Genomic DNA, 18,641 nt, shown 5'->3' with positions numbered 1-18,641 from the left:
CCCGCCATCTAGGCTTGCGCCTCGCCCACGTCAGGCCCCTTAGCGGCGTCGAAGCGGCCGGTCAGAGTCGCCTCCAACCGGGCGCGCCCCTCGGCGACGTCCAGCGGCTCGGGCGCTCGGACGATGCGGTTCAGCGCAGCCTCGGCGCGGCGTTTGGCGTCGCCCTTCAGCTTCTTCGTTCCGTCGGCGACGGCGGCCATCTCCTTCAGGTCGCCGTTGCAGTGAAGCACGACGTCGCAGCCTGCCTTCAACGACTGCTCGGCGCGCTCGGTCAGCGTGCCCGACAGGGCCTGCATCGACAGGTCGTCCGACAGGATCAGGCCGGAGAAACCCAGCCGCTCGCGCATCAGGCGGATCGCCTTCTTGGACGTCGTGGCCGGGCGCTTGGCGTCGACGGCGGTGAAGACGACGTGGGCCGTCATCGCCATAGGCATGTCCGACAGCGCCTTGAACGGGGCGAAGTCCCAGGCGTCCAGTTCCTCGATCGCCGTCTCGACCACCGGCAGGTCGTGGTGGCTGTCCGAGAAGGCGCGGCCGTGGCCGGGAATATGCTTGATGATCGGCAGGACGCCGCCCGCCAGCAGACCTTCGGCGGCGGCCCGGCCCAGCTGGGTCACGGTCGCCGGATCCTGAGCATAGGCGCGGTCGCCGATGATGTCGTGGGCGCCCGGCACCGGCACGTCCAGCACCGGGACGCAGTCGACGGTGATGCCCAGTTCGCGCAGGTCATGAGCGATCAGCCGCGCGCCCAGACGCACCAGTTCACGCGCCGCCGCTGGATCGCCAGTCGCCTTCAGATAGGCGGCCCCCGGCGGGTATTTCGGCCAGTGCGGCGGGCCAAGGCGTTGAACCCGGCCGCCCTCCTGATCGATCAGCACCGGGGCGTCGTCGCGGCCCACGCTGTCGCGCAGTTCGGACACCAGCGCCTTAACCTGCTCGGGACTGTCCACATTGCGGCGGAACAGGATGAAGCCCCAAGGCTTGGCCTCAGCGTAGAAGGCGCGCTCCTCCGCCGTCAGCCGGTGGCCCGAACAGCCGTAGATGGCGGCGGAGGTCATGTTTGCGCGATCCTTAGCGCACGATGCAGTCGCGGCCCGCGGCCTTCAGCGCATTGCAGAAGGCGACGGCGCGGTCACGGCTCATGCCGGTGAAGGTGGTGCGGTACAGGGTCGAGCCGTTGGCGGCGGTGACTTCCTGCACGCGCTTCTCGGCGCCCGAGGCGTATTGGCTGAAGCGGGCGGCGACAGCGGCGTATTCGCGATCGGCGATGGCGGTCGAGGAGAAGGCGCCGATCTGCACGCCCGACGTTCCGCCCGTCGCAGCCGGAGCCGGAGCGGGCGCGGAGGCGGGGGCCTTCGTCGCCGGAGCGGGCGCTGCGGGCGCAGGCGCGGCCGGAGCCTTGGTCGCCGGCGCGGGCGCGGCGGGCGGCGGCGTCGAGGATTCGACCGGCGCGGCGGGGGTCGTCGGCGCGGGGCGCGGCAGCACCTCCTCCGGGCCGGGGGTGAAGGTCGGCGCGGCGTCGCTCGGGGCGCCGCCGTCGCGATAGACGCGGATGTCGGCTTCCGGGTCGACCGGCTGGGCGTCCAGCGGGGCCTCGACCTTCATGCTCTCGACCGGCGTGCCGACAGCGGGCGGCGCATCCGTCGAGGAGCGAACGCCCGAGCGATAGAAGACCACCACCGCCACGATCAGCAGCAGCAGCACCACCGCGCTGACGATCAGGGTGATCGGCGGCGACTTGGCCGACGGCGCCCGGCGCGGGTCATAGCCGCCGCGCGTGAAGGGCAGGTCGTCGTCGGTCGGCGGGGTATAGGCGCCGCGGTCGCGGCCTGCATTCGGCCCGCCGTTGGGATTGCCTCGGTGATCGTCGTCGTAGGACATGGGTCGCGCCTTGATGGTCGTGGGACACGCGCGCGAATCGGCGCGCGTCGGCGCTCAGTCTAACGCGCCGTGAACGCCTTCTCGAATCACAGATCGAGGGCGAGGTCGAGGCTGAACAGCTTGCGATGCACCTCGATAGCGTAACGATCTGTCATACCGGCGATGTAGTCGCACACCGCCCGCGCCCGCGCGTCCCGGTCGTCGGTCAGGGCAGAGGCCTGCCATTCGGGCGGCATCACCTCCGGCTCGGCCATGAACAGCTGGAACAGCTGGGCCAGCACCCGGCGCGCCTGACTGCGGGTGCGGTTGACGCGGTAATGGCGATACATCCGCTCGAACAGGAAGCGGCGCAGCACCGCCAGTTCCGCCATCATGCCGCTAGAGAACTGCACCAGCGTCTCGGGCGCCATGCGGACGTCCTCGACCGTCTCGATGCCGTGCTTGACCAGACGGGCCTCTGTCTCAGCCAGAACATCATCGACCATGACGCCGATCATGCGGCGCACGGCCTCCAGCCGCAGCATCCGCTCGTCGATGTCGGGCCAGTCGGCGCGCGCGCTGGCGATGCAGCGCCCGATCAGCGGCACATCGGCCAGGTCGGACAGGCTGAACAGCCCCGCCTGCACCCCGTCGTCCACGTCGTGGTTGTTATAGGCGATGTCGTCGGCGATGGCCGCGCACTGGGCCTCCAGCGAGGCGAAGGTGCCGAGGCGCAGATCCCAGTCGGCCGCCCCGCCCGGCGCATAGGCGGCGACCGCCTTCCATGCCGGATCCGACAGCAGGTGCGCCACCGGGCCGTTGTGCTTGACCACGCCCTCGACCGTCTCCCAGCTGAGGTTCAGGCCGGTGAAGCCGGGATAGCGCGTCTCCAGCTCGGTCACGACGCGGAAGCTCTGGACGTTGTGATCAAAGCCGCCGAACGCCTTCATCTGTTCGTGCAGTTCGTCCTCGCCCGCGTGGCTGAACGGCGGGTGGCCCAGATCGTGGGCCAGGGCCACCGTCTCGGCCAGATCGTCGTCCAGCCGCAGGGCGTGGGCCAGCGAGCGGGCGATCTGCGCCACCTCAAGGCTGTGCGTCAGCCGGGTGCGGTAGTGGTCGCCCTCATGCGCCACGAAGACCTGCGTCTTCTCCTTCAGGCGACGGAAGGCGGTGGCGTGGATGATGCGGTCGCGGTCGCGGGCGAAGGCGGTGCGGGTGCGGCTGGCGGGCTCGAAAACATGGCGGCCGCGGCTGGCGGCGTGGTTTTCAGCGTAGGGGGCGCGGGGCAGGCTCAAGGCGGCAGCACTTCGTGATGGCGACAGGCCTTTGCGAACGCCTGTCAGACCCTCATATAGAGGGCCGTGAGCACCGTCCAACCTACAGAATCAGCCCGCGACCTGTCGCTGTCGGTCGCAACCCGGTCGCCCGAGGGCATCACTCTGGCCGAAAGCGGCGCGCGCCGTCTGGCCAAGCTGTCCGAGGCGGAAGGCAAGCCGGTCCTGCTGCGCGTCGCCGTCGACGGCGGCGGCTGCTCGGGCTTCCAGTATCGGTTTGAGCTGGTCGACGGTCCCGAGGCGGACGATCTGGTGGTGCGTCGCGACGGTCAGGCCGTGGTGATCGACCCCGTCTCGATTCCCTTCCTGAAGGATTCCGAGATCGCCTTCGTGGACGAGTTGGCAGGCGCCCAGTTCGTGATCCGCAATCCCAACGCGGCTTCCAGCTGCGGCTGCGGCGTCAGCTTCTCGATCTGATCATCACGCACGGCCTCGCTTGGCGGCGAGGCGCGGGACGCCCATCTGCAAGGGCATGAAGCGTCTGGCCGCCCTGATCCTGCTGTTCAGCGCCCTGCCCGTGGCGGCGGGCGCCCAGACGTGGCCGGGTTGGCCCGGTCCGCCGCCGCCTGGTTACGATCCTTACGTCGCACAGGCTGAACAGCATCGTCAGGCCATGGAAAGCCTGCGCCTGCAGGCCGACCAGCGCGAGGCCGACGCCGCGCGGATGCGGCTTCAGACCGACCAGACCCTGCGCCGGCTGGAAGCCGCGCGATGCCCCGCCCCTGCGGCGCCGCCGCCAACGGCGTGGTCGCCGCGCCCGACCGCCCTGCCCGCGCCTGCGACCCTGAGCCCGCCACCCGATCCGTCCGCGCCGGGCGTGGCCGAGATCAACGTCTGGCTGAACCGCGCGCCGCACTGAGCGTCAGCGTTACATTTGCATCCCTTCACCTGCCCCTGCGTTTCAGCCTAGCTTCAGGCCGAACGACCAGAGTGGAGAACAACAGATGCGTTGGCAGGGCGGACGGCGCGGCGGCGGGATCGAGGATCGGCGCGGCATGGGCGGCGGCGCGGTCGCGGGCGGCGGCATCGGGGTGCTGGTGCTGGCGGCGGTCGGCTATTTCGTCTTCGGCATCGACCCCAACACCACCCAGCAGCTGGCCAGCCAGTTCGGCGGCGCCGGTCAGGCGGAACAGCAGGGCCGCATGGCCTCGCCGGAGGATCAGGACGGCCAGTTCGTCGAGGTCATCGGCTCCAACATCAACGACGTGTGGCGCACCAAGCTGAAGGGCTACACCCCGCCCACCACCGTCCTTTACGAACAGGGCACCCAGACGGGCTGCGGCTATGGTCAGGCGGCGATGGGGCCATTCTACTGTCCGGCGGATCAGAAGGTCTATCTGGACCTCAGCTTCTGGCGCGAGATGGAGACCAAGCTGGGCGCGTCGGGCGCCGACTTCGCCAAGGCCTATGTGATCGCCCACGAATTCGGCCACCACGTCCAGACCCTGACCGGCGCCAGCCAGCAGGTCCAGCGCGCCCAGCAGTCGGCGCGCTCACAGGCCGAGGGCAACCGCTATTCCGTCGCGCTGGAGCTTCAGGCCGACTGCTACGCCGGGGTCTGGGCGCGCAACGCCGCCGTCGTCTCCAACGGCGAAGTGGCGCTGGAGCCGGGCGATCTGGAAGAGGGCATGAAGACGGCCCAGGCCATCGGCGACGATACGCTGCAACGGCGCGGCGGCGGGCGCGTCTCGCCCGAAAGCTTCACCCACGGCTCGGCGGCCCAACGGGTCGAATGGCTGCAGCGCGGCTATCAGACCGGCGATCCGGCCGCCTGCGACACCTTTTCCCAGCTTTAGGATTGCGGCTTCAGGCCTGAAGGATCAGGCGGCCTTCTCGCGTTTCAGCGGCGAGGGCCGCCCATAGGCGAACCAGCGCAGCGCCCATTCCAGCGGCCCCATGTTGAACCGCTTCAGCCACAGGGTGCTGAAGATCATCTGGAACACCCAGATGCCCGCCGCCAGGGCCCACAGGCCTCCCCAGTCCAGCCTGCCCCACAGGCCGAAGCCGTAGAACAGCACCGCCGCGATCGCCGACTGGCCCAGATAGTTGGTCAGGGCCATCCGCCCCAGATTGCGCAAGGCCCGCCCGACGAAGCCGAGCGCGTTCATCTTCCACAGCGACAGCAGCAGACCGACGTGGCCCAGCGTCATGGCGCAGCGCCCCAATTCATAGCTGGCCTGGGTGGCAAAAGACTCTGACGAAAACTGGCTGCTCCACAGCACCAGCGCCTGTGCGCCGTTGACCGCCAAACCGACGGCGTAACCGCCCGCCGCCAGCGCCAGATAAAAGCGCAGCGAGCGCGCGCCGCTCAGCACCCCCAGCTTGAACAACGCCATGCCCAGCAGCATGAAGGCCACCGTCTCGATCACCAGGGTGATGGTGTAGCTTGAGGCGGCGTAGTCCAGCCACGTCCGCACGCTCCACTTCAACAGGCTGACCGGCCCGCCTGTGCGCGCCGCCCTTTCCTCGGCCAGAACCTCGGGCGACACGACCTGAGCTTCGCGAGCGCGCGTATAGGCCTTGAGGGCTTCGGCGTCGTCGCCCGTCAGGACGGCGCCGCCGTGCACCTGAACAGCCAGCTCGGCGCCACGACGCGCCTCAACCGCCTGATGGGCGCCGACCACCGCCGACTCGACGGTCAGCATCAGCAGCATGGCCGCTGAAATGGCGATCAGGGTGCGCGGCCGCGCCATGCGGAAGACGAACAGCAGAAAGCCCGACAGGCCGTAGACATACAGAATGTCCCCCGGAAACAGCAGGACCGTGGCGTTGAAGATCCCCAGGGCCAACAGGACCATGCAGCGTCGGAAATAGACGTCGGCCGACTGAATCGTGCCGCGCCCGTCTTCCCCGCGCAGGGTGATCAACAGCATCCCTGCACCGAACAGCAGGGTGAACATCCCCCGCATCGATCCCTGCACGAACAGGTGCTGGACGATCCACACCACCCAGTTGGGATTGGCGAGCGTCGCGGGCAGCACCGGATGGAATTGCTCCCACGATCCGCCCATGAGCATGATGTTGACGAGCAGGATGCCGCACAAGGCGAACCCGCGCAGGAGGTCGAGACTCTCCAGACGGCGGGCAGGCTGCACGGACATGTTGGCGGTTGGCTGGACGGACATGTTCGGCCGCTTATCGCCCCTCAGCACGCAGACAAAGTGGATTCGTCCATTGGAAAATCAACATGACTAAACAATGGTCACATCCATTAAAGGCGCCATGTGCAGGGCTCCGTCGCTCAGCGCCAAAATAACGTCCCGCCCCGCGAACGCCTCCATGCCCAGCAGGGCGTCCGGATAGTTGGGCAGGGTCCGGTCGGCATAGACGGCGGTGACGACATTGCGCCACCCTTCGCCGCCCAGCGCCACGCTCTGCGCCCGGATCATCCGCGCCCGCGCCACCCCGCCCAGAACAATGCTGGAGCCCGGCTGTTCGGGCCGCCCGTCCAGCAGGCCGGTCGAGCCGGCGACGCCTTCGCTGAGCGCCAGAAGACTGGACGAGCCGGTGTCCACCAGCGCCCGCACCGGCGTCCCCTCCACCGTCACGTCCGCCATCAGGGCGGTGCCCGCACGTCGGACCGGCAGGGCGCGATAGGCCGGGGTCAGACCCTGCTCCGCCTTTGACAGCAGCCTCAGCCGCCGCTGGCGCAGGTCCATCTCCAGCGCCGCCTGCATCAACAGGTCCTGCCCCAGGATCAGCGGCGCGCCCAGCCCCTCGTCTTCCGACAGAGGCCCCAGATCCAGTATGCCTGCGCGCAACCGCCCGATCTTCGCCTCGCCCAGCGTCAGGTCCAGCGTCACGCCCCGCCCGACCTGCGCCCGGCCGTCGACCCCATAGGCGATCAGCGGCATGTCGAAGACGTCGTCCAGCCCCAGCTCGGCCACCAGCCGCCGATCGATCACCGAATACTGCGCCCCGCTGTCGATCAGGGCGGTGAACTCACGCCCCGCCAGCCGCACCCGCGTCGTCGGCAACAGGGTGCGCGGCGCCGCAAAAGGCATCCAGCCGCTGGTTCCGTCCGCGCCGAACGTCAACGCCGGGCGGCGCCACAGCACATGGTCCTTCAGCCACAGTCCGCCGCCGACAGCAGCCGCCGCGGCTGCGGCCCGGATCAGGAAGGAACGACGTCTCATCGCCCCCTCCATGAACCGGCGCGCGCCGATGCGCCAGCCTCTGCGACGTCGCGACCTCCTGCCGACGCCCGAACCGGGCGAGGCTTTTGCGCGAAAAGCCGGTTTCGACTTCGCACACGCAAAATAATCATGACGAAACGCAGGGCAGAGGCTAGAAACGACCCGCCATGCCAGCTTCACCTGATCAATATATCTCCACGCGCGGCGACGCCGCTCCGACCCGCTTCAGCGACGCCCTGCTGCGCGGCATTGCGCCCGACGGCGGCCTCTATATGCCGCAGGCGTGGCCGACCCTGCCCGGCGACGCCGCCCGCCCCGGCCGCAGCTACGCCGAGATCGCCCGGGCCTCAATGGCGCCCTTCATCGGCGACGCCCTGCCCGCAGGCGCCTTGGACCGCGCGCTGGACCGTCTGACCAAGGGCTTCGACCACCCGCTGGTGACGCCGCTGGTCGAGCTGGAGCCGGGCCTGTTCGTGCTGGAGCTGTTCCACGGCCCCACGGCGGCGTTCAAGGATCTGGCCATGCAGCTGGTCGCCGCCCTGTCGGACGAGGCCTTGGCCGCGACGGGCGAGACCCTGACCCTGCTGACCGCCACAAGCGGCGACACCGGCGCCGCCGCCGTGCGCGCCTTTGCAGGCGCCGAGCGCATCAAGCTGATCGTCCTGCACCCGCTGGACCGCGTCTCGCCGGTGCAGCGCAAACAGATGACGACGGTCCAGGCCGACAACGTCCTGAACCTGGCCGTGCGCGGCGATTTCGACGACTGCCAGCGTCTGGTGAAGGGGCTGCTAGCCGAGGAATCCTTACGCGAACAGGGCCGTCTGTCCTCGGTCAACTCGATCAACTGGGGCCGTCTGGCGGGGCAGATTCCCTATTACGTCTCGGCCACGGCCCAGCTGGGTCAGGCGGCGACCTTCGTGGTGCCGACCGGCAATTTCGGCGACGCCTTCGCCGGGATCGCCGCCCGCAAGATGGGCCTGCCCGCCGCCGGTTTCGTCGCCGCCGTCAACCAGAACGACGCCCTGGCCCGCGCCATCAACGACGGCGTCTACGCCCGTCGCCCGGCGGTCGAGAGCGGCAGCGTCTCGATGGACGTGCAGGCGCCGTCCAACTTTGAACGTCTGGTGTTCGAGGCCTCCGGCCGCGACGCCGAAACGACCCGCGCCGTGTTCGAAACCTTTGCGCGCGAGGGTTCCGTGACTCTGCCCGCCGACCTGCTGGCCGCCCTGCGCGCCGAGGTATCCGCCGTCTCGGTCGACGAGGCGACGACCAAGGCCGAGATCGCCCACGCCCACGCCGCGTGGGGCCGCATCGTCTGCCCGCACACGGCCGTGGCCCTGTCCGCCGCGCGTCGTCTGGACCGCAACGGCGCGCCGATCGTCGCCCTGTCCACCGCCCACCCGTCCAAGTTCGGCACCTTCGTCTCTGACGTCATCGGCGTCGAGCCGGAACCGGCCCCCGTCATCCGCGCCCTGGGCGACCGCCCCGAACGCCTGACGGTGATCGAGAACACGCCCGAAGCAGCGCTGGCGGCGGTCAGGGGATTTGCGAAGGCGGGCTGACGCCCGCTCTCAAACGCTGAAACTCAGCGGTCGCCGGTCGAGCGCATGATCGCGGCGCGCATGCCCTCGGCGTGCAGGGCGCCGGACGGGGCGATCCCTTCATTGGGCGTGTCCGCCGGACCGGTGTTGGCGGTCCGGTTCTCCGGGATGCCCTCATGGGTTTCCTCCGCCTTGCGCGCGACGGCGGCCTTCAGATTGCGGGTCGCCGAGGTCGATCCCCGGCGGCGCTTCTGCTCCTCGACCGCGCGTTCGATCGCCTCGGCCAGCTGCGCCTTCTTTTCACGCGCGCCCGCGTCGACGTTGGCCTGACCCTCGCGGTTGGCCTGACGGGTGCGGGTGCGGATCAGGCGCTGGGCGCGGTCGCGCCGCTCGCGCAGTCGCCGCAACAGGTCGGTCAGCTGGGCGTCGGTCAGATGGGACGCCGAACGGCTCATCTCGACCCATTCCGTCTCATTGCGATCAAGGGCGCGGTTCTTGTCGGCTGCGGTCATGCTGTCCTCCATTCTGGCACATTAGGGGAGCGCATGAGCCGCCAAGCTTGTTCCCCGATTGCGGCGCCTTGTCCGATCCGGGCGGAGTTGAGGGCGAAGAAGAGGAGGGATTCCCTTTAACGTGGGACCGTACTTTCTTCCCCCGCTCATCCCGGCGGACGCCGGGATCCAGTGCTTTGGCCTCAACTGGCCGCCTTAACGATCAGGACCGAGTTTGGCTTACTCACTGGGTCCCGGCGTCCGCCGGGATGAGCGGGAATGAAGGGGGCCCAGCGAACATTCAGAATGAACAATCGCCCAGAAAAAAGGCGGCCCCTTCGCGCGAAGAGGCCGCCTTGATCTTACCGGGGTCAACCTTGTTCAGGCCGGTTCCGCCGCCTTCCAGTAGTCGAGCCGCCGGAAGAAGGGCGACGGATCCTTGGGCGTGACCAGATTGGCCGGGTCGTGGAACAGGCGGTCATGCAGGCGCGTCAGGGTGAAGCGCACCGCCGCCGCCGCGCCCAGTTCAGGCAGGGCCTTGCGCTCGGCGCCGGACAGGGGCCGCACCGACTCATAACCCTTCTGGAAGGCGCGCAGGGCCGAGGGCATGGGGCGCCCCTCGGCGTCGAACCCCCAGGCGCTGAGCGCGATGGCGAGGTCATAGGCCAGCACGTCGACGCAGGCGAAATAGAAGTCGATCACGCCCCCCACGTCCGTCGCCCCATGCTCATTCGTCGCGAACAGGACGTTGTCGGGGAAGTAGTCCGCATGGATCGGGCCGCGCGGCAGCGACGGATCGCTCCACGGCCGGGCCAGATCGGGCAGCAGACGCTGCATCTGCTCCAGCATCCGGCGGTCCTCGCCCGCGGCCACCGTATCGCAGCGCGCGGCCAGATCGGCCCAGGCGCGCGGCCCGACCGGGTTTTCGCGCACCCCGTCATAGTCGGCGGCGTCCAGATGCAGCAGGGCCAGCACCTGACCGGCGCGATACTGATCCTTGTCCGTCGGCTGGCGCTTCCAGGCGCCGGGCGTCCATTCGACGATGGCGGCGGCGCGGTCGTTCAGACGACCGATCACCTGCCCCTCACGATCGGCCACGGGCGCGGGCGTCGGAAAGCCCTGCGCCGCCAGCCGCCCCGTCAGGCCGAGGCAGAACGGCAGGGCCGAGGCCTCGGTCCGCCCCTCGAACAGGGTCAGGACATAGGCGCCCTGCTCTGTCACCAGACGATAGTTGGTGTTCTCGACCCCCTCGGCGATCGGGGTCAGTTCGACCAGCCCGCCGAGAGGGTAGCGCATGAGATAGTCGTCGGCCTGTTGCGGCGTGACGGGCGTGAAGACGGCCATAGACTAGACAAGCTCCGCAGCGGCGCGTCGGGCGCGCATGACATCGGCGACATCGGCCAGCACGCTCTCGGTCGTGGCCCAGCGCCCGGCGCCGCGCCCCTTGCACGTCCACACCCGGCCGTCCTGACCATAGACCTTCAAGGCGTTGCGCTCTCCGTTCAGCGACAGGAAGAGCGCGTCTTCCAGCTCGCCGTCAAGACGCACATAGGGATCCAGTTCGCCGTCGCGCTCGAAACAGGCGCCGATCTGACGCACCGGGCGGTCGCCCAGCACCGTCTCCGCCGCCAGCACGTCGCGCGGCAGATCGTCGGGCGAGCGGCCGAACGCCTCGAACGACAGCAGCTTGACCTTGGCCGCGGCGTCGAAGCCTTCCAGATCGGACGAGGGGTCTTCCTCGGCGAAGCCGGCGGCGCGGGCGTCGGCCAGGGCGTCCGAGAAGGTCGCCCCCTCGCCCAGACGTTGCAGCATGAAGTTGACCGTACCGTTCAGCACCGCCTCGAAACCGGCCACCGGACCGGCGGCGCGGGCGGCGCGCAGCGTCTCGATCATCGGCGAGCCGCCGCCGACCGACGCCGACCAGGCGACGCGGCAGCCGTTGACGTCGGCCAGGGCCTGCAGCCCCTTCGGATCGCGGGCCACGGCCTGTTTATTGGCGCTGACCACGTCGCAGCCCGCCTCCAGCGCGCGGCGGATCAGGGCATGACCCGCCTCGCCCTCGGACAGGGCCTCCAGCACCAGATCGGGCTTCTTGGCCAGCAGGGCTTCGACGTCGTTGGTGAACAGTTCGGCAGGCGCCGATACATCACGTTTTTTCAAGGGGTTGCGTACCAGAACGCCGACCACTTCAAAGCGGTCGTCCGGCAGCAGGCGGCTGAGCAGACCGCCGCCGACGACGCCGCAACCGGCCACCACCACCTTCAGCGGCGCCTCGGCCTGAACCGGGCCCGGAGGGGCGCCGCGTTCGCCGACGATCGTGCCCTCGGCGCGGCCGAGCGCGGCGACTTCGATGTCGACGCCGCGCGCCTGGGCCAGATCAATGGCGTCGTGTTGGACCAGGGCGCCGCCGACCTGACGCGCCGTATCCCAGCTGGCGCGGCGATAGCGCAGGGGCGTGCCCGTCTCCGAGGCCGGATCGCGGTCGTAGAGGCCGTCGACATCCTTCACCAGACGCACCCGCTTCAGGCCCAGTTCGGCGGCCAGAACCACCGCCGTCAGGTCCGATCCGCCGCGTCCCAGCAGGGCCACCCGGCCGTTCGGACGCACGGCGCCGAAGCCCGGCACCACGACGACCTCATGCTCGGCCAGCGCCTGATGCAGACGCTCGCTCTTCACGCCGACCGGACGGGCGTGCTGGGCCGGGCCTTCCGCCACTATGCCCAGTTCGCGCACCGACAGGCCGATGGCGTCCAGCCCCACCCGGTCGCAGGCGACGGCGACCAGGGCGGCGGCCTTTTCCTCGCCCAGCACGACATAGGCGGGCAGCAGTTCGTTCTCGTGATCCAGGCCCAGGCTGCGCGCGTCGGCCAGCAGTTGATCCGTCTGTCCGGCCAGAGCCGAAACCACCGCCACCACCTTACGGCCGGCGCGAACGTGGCCATAGATTTCGCTGGCCACCGCCGGCGCCTGGGCGGCGTCGCGCAGGACGGAGGAGCCGAACTTCAGCACCACCACTTCGGCGCCGGGCGCGGCGGCGGCGGCGGGTTTCTGTTGATCGGCGACGAGGGCGAGAGAGGCGGACATGAGAGGTTTTCCGAAGGCTGGATCAGGGAGGATGTCGAGAAGAAGAGTGGTGGGTTCGGGCCAATAAAAAACCCGCCCGGGGGTCCGGGCGGGTGATCGGTTTTTGCGTTTTCTCGCCTAGACGGCGCGCATCATCCGGTCCCCGCCCGCAAGGGCATGGTGGTGGTGGTACCGGTGGTGGTAATCACGGACGCGAAGAGACCCGTCGCCGAGGCGGCGATCGTCGTCATCTTCGTGCTGGCGAGGCGGTAAGGCACAGGCGGCGTCCGGTTGAAATCGTGCCCTAGGGTGCGGCAAGGCCCTGCGCTGCGTCAAGCCCGTCCGAAAGATTTTTTCACACGACCGCCCCGAAGCGCTGTTTTGGCCGCCCGTTTTGGCGAACCCTGTCGAAACGGGGTGAAATTTTTCGCTTGACCGGCGCCTTTCGCAACCGCACCGTAAGCTCACTCATCAAGACCGGCTGAGGGATTAGGCCCTTTGACGCCGGGGCAACCATCGGGTTCCGCCCGAAACGGTGCCAACTCCTGCGGGGTTCTTCGGGCTTGCCTGAATGGACCGCGAGAGATGGGTGGAGCGTCGGCAAGGCGACGCGCCACAGGTCTGTCACTGCATGGGTTTCGCTGGTGAGCCGAACCTTTGAGTGAAGCGAATGACCCTGGCCCTGATTCCCACCGACACCCCCGAAGAGCCTTCCTGTAAGGCCTCCGCCGCTGCGCCTGCGCCCAAGGGCGGCGTGAAGGCGGCGCGCCGTCCGTCCGAACTGCTGCAACGCGACGGCGCCCATGACGTCGCGGTCCTGATCCCGGACGACTTCGAACTGGATTTCGGCGGAACCCTGAACCAGAAACAGGTCATCGGCCGCCTGCACGGCAAGGCCAACGCCCCGCTGATCGTGGTCGCAGGCGGCATTTCCGCAGACCGCTACGTCCACCGCACCGAGACGAAGGGGCTGGGCTGGTGGTCCGGCGCCGTCGGCGTGCGCGCCCCGATCGACCTGACCCGCTTCCGCGTTCTGGCCTTTGATTTCGCGCCGGAATTCGGCGACGGCGTCACCGAACCCAAGACACCGCTGACCATCACCACCCAGGATCAGGCGCGGCTTCTGGCCCTGCTGCTGGACCATCTGGGCGTGGACAAGGTCGCCGCCTTCATCGGCTGTTCCTACGGCGGCATGATCGCCCTGGCCTTCGGCGAACTGTTCCCCGACTGGGCCGAACAGCTGGTGGTGGTGTCCGCCGCCCACCGTCCGCACCCGCTGGCCACGGCGTGGCGCGGCATCCAGCGCCGCATCCTGCAACTGGGCCTTGAGACCGGCCGCGTGGATCAGGCCGTCGGTCTGGCGCGCGAACTGGCCATGACCACCTATCGCACCCAGGAAGAGTTCGGCGACCGCTTCGATTCCGAGGCCCCCAGCCATGCCGGTCAGGCCTATCCCGTCTGCGACTATCTGCAGGCGCGCGGCCGGGCCTATCGCGACCGCACCACCCCTGCCCGCTGGCTCAGCCTGTCGGATTCCATCGACCGCCACCGCGTCGAGCCTGAAGCCATCAGCGCCCCCGTCACCCTGATCGGTTTCACCACCGACCGCCTGTGCCCGATCGAAGACATGAGAGAGCTGGCCGACCGCCTGCCCAACCTCTGGCGCTTTGAACAACACGCCTCCGTCTACGGCCACGACGCCTTCCTGAAGGAAGACAAGCTGGTCGCCGACATCCTGACTTCCGTACTGAAGGACATCGACCAATGAGCCGCGCCCGTCCCGCCGATCCCCGCACCATCGCCGCCCGCTCGGGCGTCGATACGGACACGGCCCACGGCGCGGTCATGCCGGCGCTGTATCTGTCGTCCAACTATTCCTTCGCCGCCTTCGGCCAGCCGCGCAAATACGACTATTCGCGCTCGGGCAATCCGACCCGCGACGTGCTGGCCGAGACGCTGGCCGAGCTGGAAGGCGGCGCGGGCGCCGTCATCACCGCCACCGGCATGGCGGCGGTCGACCTGCCCCTGTCCCTGCTGGAGCCGGACGACCTGCTGATCGCGCCGCATGACTGTTATGGCGGCACCCACCGCCTGCTGACCGCCCGCGCGAAAAAGGGCCATTTCCGCGTCGCCTTCGTCGATCAGAACGACAGCGCCGCGCTGGACGCCGCCCTGGCCGACGGGTGCAGGCTGGTGCTGGTCGAGACGCCGTCCAACCCCCTGCTGCGCGTCACCGACATCGCTGACGTCTGTCGCCGCGCCCACGCCGTGGGGGCCAAGGTGGTGTGCGACAACACCTTCCTGTCGCCCGCCCTGCAACGGCCGCTGGAGCTGGGCGCCGACATCGTGGTCCACTCGACCACCAAATACATCAACGGCCATTCCGACGTGGTCGGCGGCGCCGTGGTCGCGGCCGATCCGGCCGATCATGAAAAGCTGGCCTGGTGGGCCAACTGTCTGGGCGTCACCGGCTCGCCGTTCGACGCCTATCAGACCCTGCGCGGCCTGCGGACCCTGTTCACCCGCATCGAGCGGCAGCAGGCGACGGCGGGCGCCGTCGCGGCGGCGCTGGAACAGCACCCGGCGGTCAAGGCCGTCCACTATCCGGGCCTGACCAGCCACCCCGGCCATGAACTGGCCTCGCGCCAACAGTCCGGGCCGGGCGCCATGCTCAGCTTTGAACTGGACGGCGGGACCGAGGCGGTCTGTCAGGTGATCGAACGTCTGGACCTGTTCACTCTGGCGGAGTCTCTGGGCGGGGTCGAAAGCCTGATCGCCCATCCCGCCACCATGACCCACGCCGCCATGACGCCCGAAGCGCGCGCGACAGCGGGCATCACCGACGGCCTGCTGCGCCTGTCGGTCGGGCTGGAGCATCAGGACGACATTCTGGCCGAACTGATTCAGGCGCTGGATGCGGTGACGCTGAAGGCCGCGGCCTGATCCCAACGCGCGCCTCTCCCTCCCCGTCCCGGGGAGGGTGGCTGAGCCTGCAAGGCGAAGCCGGGTGGGGGCGGCTGGGCGATGAGTGCGCGCCCTCTATGATGCGTGCGCCTTCCATTTTGCCTTCATTCGGGCTTGACCCGAGAATCCAGCCCGGCCACGCCTGACCCGTCGTGAGGGCGGATATGGCCCCGTCGTGTTTGCTGGATTCTCGGGTCAAGCTCGAGAATGACGGCGGGGTGCGGTGTGGGTGCGGCGCGTGTGCGGTGTGGGGCGCTCAGGATCACCTCGCCCTCCCCACCCGGTCGCTGCGCGACCACCCTCCCCGGGACGGGGAGGGAGAAGGTCGGCGCTCTTAGGCTACGGCCCGCGCCAGGGCCTCCATCCGCCCGCGCGCGTCCAGATCGCGCGCATCGTCCAGAGTGAACTGCCCCATCATCCGGTCCAGTTCGACCGCATCTGACGCCAGAGCATGGCTGGCGGCGGTCGACTGTTCGACCATGGCCGCGTTCTGCTGCGTCACCTGATCCATCTGGTTCACGGCGATATTGACCTGTTGCAGGCCGCTGGACTGTTCCTGCGACGAGGCGGCGATCTCTTCGGCGATCAGAGTCAGGCGTTCGATCTGACCGGCGATCCGTTCCAGCGCCTGCCCCGTGTCCCCGACCAAAGCGACCCCCGCCCCGACCTGACGCCCCGATTCCGAAATCAGCGTCTTGATCTCCTTGGCCGCAGAAGCCGAGCGCTGGGCCAGCGCCCGCACTTCGGACGCCACGACCGCAAAGCCGCGCCCGGCGTCGCCCGCCCGCGCCGCCTCGACCCCCGCGTTCAGCGCCAGCAGGTTGGTCTGGAAGGCGATCTCGTCGATCACGCCGATGATGGCGCCGATCTGGTTCGAGGACTGTTCGATGGCGCCCATGGCGGCGATGGCGCGGCCGACCACGGCCTGTCCCTCGACGGCTTCGGACCGGGCGCCGCGCACCACGCCGCCCGCCTCGGTCGCGCCCTCGGCCGAGCGCGCCACGGTGGCGGTGATCTGTTCCAGAGCCGCCGCCGTCTCTTCCAGACTGGCCGCCTGCTGTTCGGTGCGGCGCGACAGGTCGTCGGAGGCGTGGCTGATCTCGCGCGCGCTGGCCCCGATGGCGGCGGCGCGTTCGACGATGACCCGCATCACGCCCTGCAGCCGGTCCATCGCCGCGTTGAAGTCAGTGCGCAGGGCTTCATATTCCGGCGCGAACGGATCGTTCAGACGGAAGGCCAGCTGGCCGCCCGACAGGCGCTCCAGCCCCCTGGCCACGCCGTCGACGACCTGAGCCTGCTGACGGGCGGCCTCGGCGTCGCGGGCGGCCTGCGCCTGCTGTTCCGCCTCGGCGGCGAGGCGGGCGGTTTCTGCGTCGGCTTCCAGCCGCACCTTCTCTTCCGCATTCTGTTTGAAGGTCAGGACGGCGTCGGCCATGCGGCCGATCTCGTCGCGGCGGCCGACCGCCGGGATGGCGACATTCAGGTCGCCGTCAGCCAGACGGCCCATGGCGCGCGTCATCGCCTCGACCGGACGGCTGAGGGCGCCGATCAGCCACAGCGCCGCCGCCAGGGCGATGCCCAGCGCCAGCACGCCGCCGATAGCGAAGGCGACATAGGCTTGAGTAAAGGCCGACGCCTTGTCCGCCGCGCGGGTCGCGGCCTGCGCCCCTTCCCTGTCGCGGATCGCGCCGACGGCGGCGCGGATATCGGTCAGACGCGCGGCCGTAGCCAACTGGGCCAGCGCGACCTCATGCGTCTCCGGATCGCGGGCCAGCGCCATGATGTCCGCGGCGCCCTTTTCATAGGCGGCCGAGGCGTCGATCAGCGCCTTCTGCTCGGCGACATAGGCGCCCTCGGCGTCAGAGGCGGCCAGATCAGCCAGGCGCGCCTTCACATCCGCGCCGCCCTGATTGAAGGCTTCGATGAAGACGGGGTCGCGGCTGGCGACATAGCCGCGCATGGCGTTCTGCTGCTCGACGGCGGCGGCCAGAAGGCGGTCGGACGCCTTCATGACTTCGCGCGAGGTCATGTCCGCCGCATCGGCCCGCTGAAGCGAGGCCACGCACCACAGCACGATCAGGGTCGCCGCCCCGCACGCCGCGATCACCGCCAGAAAGGACAGGATCAACTTCTTCGGGACAGACAGGTTCTGCAGCATGGCCAAGGCTCTGGAAGAGGGGTCTGCCTTCCTCCTAGCGCCACCTTCTTCGCCAAAGTGTTAGCGCCCGACCGAAGGCGCCGATTTATTCGTGATCACAGCGCCTTCAGCACCACCGTCGCCGCCGTGATCAGCAGATAGATAGCGAAAGCGCGGCGCAGCATCATGCGATCCAGCCGGTGCGCCAGCCGCGCGCCATAGGGCGCCGTCAGCGCTGTCAGCAGCCCCATGATCACCGCCGCCGGCACATTGACATAGCCCAGCGACAGCGGCGGCCGCCCCGGCGCGTCCCAGCCGAAGACGGCGAAACCCAGCGCCGCCGCCGCGCCGATGGCCAGACCGAACCCCGAGGCCGTCGCCACAGCCTGATGGATCGGCCGCCCGCACAGGGTCATGGTCATGCCGCCCAGACTGCCGCCGCCCACGCCCATCATGGCCGACAACAGGCCGATCCCCGTGCCGACGCCGCGCCGCCCCCAGCCCGTCGGCAGGTCTTTGCGCAGGGTGAACCGCTCGGGCATCAACCCCATCTGCGCCGCCACCAGCAACAGGCAGCCGCCATAGACCACGGCCAGTCCCTCCATCGAGGTGAAGCCCGCAACCGCCGCCCCGACCAGACCGCCGAACGCCACCCACGGTGTCCAGGTCTTCAAAACCTGTTCGTCCACCGCCCCATGCGCCCGGTGCGTGGCCAGCGACCGCAGCGAGGTGGCGACGATGGTCAGCAGGGACGTGCCGATGGCGACGTGCAGATTGCTCTCGCCTCCCACGCCCAGCACTGAAAAGGCATAGAAGAGGGCGGGCACCAGCACCGTCCCGCCGCCGACCCCGAACAGGCCGCCGATCACCCCGGCGATCGCCCCGGCCCCCGCAAGGGCGACAAGCATCAGGGCGAGTTCAGACAGGGGCAGATTCATCCCGACAGGCTTAACCGTCCTTCCGCCCCCCGTCAGCCTTTTCCTCCCCATGAAATGGGGAGAGGGACCACGAAGTGGTGGAGGGGACAGCCACAGCGCACCCGAATCCCGATCGCGTCAGACAGGACAGCGGAACCCCGCCCCTCCGTCCCGTCGGCTGCGCCGCCAATCCACCTC

The 18,641-nt window shown here is 69.2% G+C and carries 16 protein-coding genes and 1 riboswitch; of the genes, 6 read left to right on the top strand and 10 right to left on the bottom strand.

Going from position 1 to position 18,641, the window contains the following annotated elements; translation table 11 throughout:
• Window positions 1–8 precede the first annotated feature (8 nt).
• The 3 genes from nagZ to ABE454_RS02135 all read right to left on the bottom strand — a co-directional run bounded on the left by nagZ (window position 9) and on the right by ABE454_RS02135 (window position 3,182).
• On the bottom strand, window positions 9–1,058 hold the full coding sequence (gene nagZ, locus ABE454_RS02145) for a beta-N-acetylhexosaminidase (RefSeq protein WP_346528590.1): 1,050 nt from the start codon (window positions 1,056–1,058) through the stop codon (window positions 9–11).
• Window positions 1,059–1,071: 13 nt separating this feature from the next.
• Complete coding sequence (locus tag ABE454_RS02140; RefSeq protein ID WP_346528588.1) at window positions 1,072–1,881, bottom strand: SPOR domain-containing protein; 810 nt, start codon at window positions 1,879–1,881, stop codon at window positions 1,072–1,074.
• A gap of 86 nt (window positions 1,882–1,967) precedes the next feature.
• A complete protein-coding gene (locus tag ABE454_RS02135; protein ID WP_430825558.1) occupies window positions 1,968–3,182 on the bottom strand; it encodes a deoxyguanosinetriphosphate triphosphohydrolase in 1,215 nt (404 codons plus the stop codon).
• 81 nt (window positions 3,183–3,263) lie between these two features.
• On the opposite strand from ABE454_RS02135, the gene erpA reads away from it, so the two are divergent.
• The 3 genes from erpA to ypfJ all read left to right on the top strand — a co-directional run bounded on the left by erpA (window position 3,264) and on the right by ypfJ (window position 4,990).
• The gene (gene erpA, locus ABE454_RS02130; RefSeq protein ID WP_346529082.1) at window positions 3,264–3,611 is read left to right on the top strand and encodes an iron-sulfur cluster insertion protein ErpA; all 348 of its coding nucleotides are present in this window, start codon (window positions 3,264–3,266) and stop codon (window positions 3,609–3,611) included.
• A gap of 55 nt (window positions 3,612–3,666) precedes the next feature.
• Window positions 3,667–4,053 (top strand): hypothetical protein, encoded by a 387-nt coding sequence (locus ABE454_RS02125; RefSeq protein WP_346528583.1) that lies wholly within the window; start codon window positions 3,667–3,669, stop codon window positions 4,051–4,053.
• An 85-nt stretch (window positions 4,054–4,138) separates the two neighbouring features.
• Window positions 4,139–4,990 carry a KPN_02809 family neutral zinc metallopeptidase gene (ypfJ, locus tag ABE454_RS02120; RefSeq protein ID WP_346528581.1) on the top strand — a complete coding sequence of 284 codons (852 nt, stop codon included), beginning with the start codon at window positions 4,139–4,141 and terminating at the stop codon, window positions 4,988–4,990.
• A 24-nt stretch (window positions 4,991–5,014) separates the two neighbouring features.
• Here ypfJ and ABE454_RS02115 read toward each other — a convergent pair whose 3' ends face one another.
• Window positions 5,015–6,319: a DUF418 domain-containing protein gene (locus ABE454_RS02115; protein WP_346528578.1), complete on the bottom strand. Its 1,305-nt coding sequence runs from the start codon at window positions 6,317–6,319 to the stop codon at window positions 5,015–5,017.
• A 66-nt stretch (window positions 6,320–6,385) separates the two neighbouring features.
• On the bottom strand, window positions 6,386–7,330 hold the full coding sequence (locus ABE454_RS02110; protein ID WP_346528576.1) for an aspartyl protease family protein: 945 nt from the start codon (window positions 7,328–7,330) through the stop codon (window positions 6,386–6,388).
• Window positions 7,331–7,497: 167 nt separating this feature from the next.
• Between ABE454_RS02110 and thrC the strand changes: the two genes are divergently transcribed.
• Window positions 7,498–8,892, top strand: coding sequence for a threonine synthase (gene thrC / locus ABE454_RS02105; RefSeq protein WP_346528574.1), 1,395 nt, complete (start codon window positions 7,498–7,500; stop codon window positions 8,890–8,892).
• A gap of 23 nt (window positions 8,893–8,915) precedes the next feature.
• Here the strand turns inward: thrC and ABE454_RS02100 are convergent, their stop codons facing one another.
• The 3 genes from ABE454_RS02100 to ABE454_RS02090 form a co-directional block, all read right to left on the bottom strand.
• A complete protein-coding gene (locus tag ABE454_RS02100; protein ID WP_346528572.1) occupies window positions 8,916–9,383 on the bottom strand; it encodes a hypothetical protein in 468 nt (155 codons plus the stop codon).
• Between the two features lie 360 nt (window positions 9,384–9,743).
• Window positions 9,744–10,706: a homoserine kinase gene (locus ABE454_RS02095; protein ID WP_346528570.1), complete on the bottom strand. Its 963-nt coding sequence runs from the start codon at window positions 10,704–10,706 to the stop codon at window positions 9,744–9,746.
• Window positions 10,707–10,709: 3 nt separating this feature from the next.
• The gene (locus tag ABE454_RS02090) at window positions 10,710–12,446 is read right to left on the bottom strand and encodes a homoserine dehydrogenase (protein ID WP_346528568.1); all 1,737 of its coding nucleotides are present in this window, start codon (window positions 12,444–12,446) and stop codon (window positions 10,710–10,712) included.
• A 444-nt stretch (window positions 12,447–12,890) separates the two neighbouring features.
• A riboswitch (SAM riboswitch) is annotated at window positions 12,891–13,017 on the top strand.
• 78 nt (window positions 13,018–13,095) lie between these two features.
• On the opposite strand from ABE454_RS02090, the gene metX reads away from it, so the two are divergent.
• Entirely contained in the window at window positions 13,096–14,193 is a 1,098-nt protein-coding gene (metX, locus tag ABE454_RS02085; RefSeq protein WP_346528566.1) for a homoserine O-succinyltransferase MetX, read from the top strand.
• Window positions 14,190–15,368 (top strand): cystathionine gamma-synthase, encoded by a 1,179-nt coding sequence (gene metB / locus ABE454_RS02080; RefSeq protein WP_346528565.1) that lies wholly within the window; start codon window positions 14,190–14,192, stop codon window positions 15,366–15,368. The genes metX and metB overlap by 4 nt, the downstream gene beginning before the upstream one ends.
• Before the next feature lie 355 nt (window positions 15,369–15,723).
• Here metB and ABE454_RS02075 read toward each other — a convergent pair whose 3' ends face one another.
• Window positions 15,724–17,547: a methyl-accepting chemotaxis protein gene (locus ABE454_RS02075; protein WP_346528563.1), complete on the bottom strand. Its 1,824-nt coding sequence runs from the start codon at window positions 17,545–17,547 to the stop codon at window positions 15,724–15,726.
• Window positions 17,548–17,642: 95 nt separating this feature from the next.
• Window positions 17,643–18,434 carry a sulfite exporter TauE/SafE family protein gene (locus ABE454_RS02070; protein WP_346528562.1) on the bottom strand — a complete coding sequence of 264 codons (792 nt, stop codon included), beginning with the start codon at window positions 18,432–18,434 and terminating at the stop codon, window positions 17,643–17,645.
• Between the last annotated feature and the right edge of the window lie 207 nt (window positions 18,435–18,641).

The organism is Brevundimonas diminuta (assembly GCF_039673845.1).
GTDB lineage: Bacteria > Pseudomonadota > Alphaproteobacteria > Caulobacterales > Caulobacteraceae > Brevundimonas > Brevundimonas diminuta_E.
The sequence above is the reverse complement of the archived record's forward strand: the minus strand, read 5'-3'. Positions and strand labels throughout refer to the sequence as shown.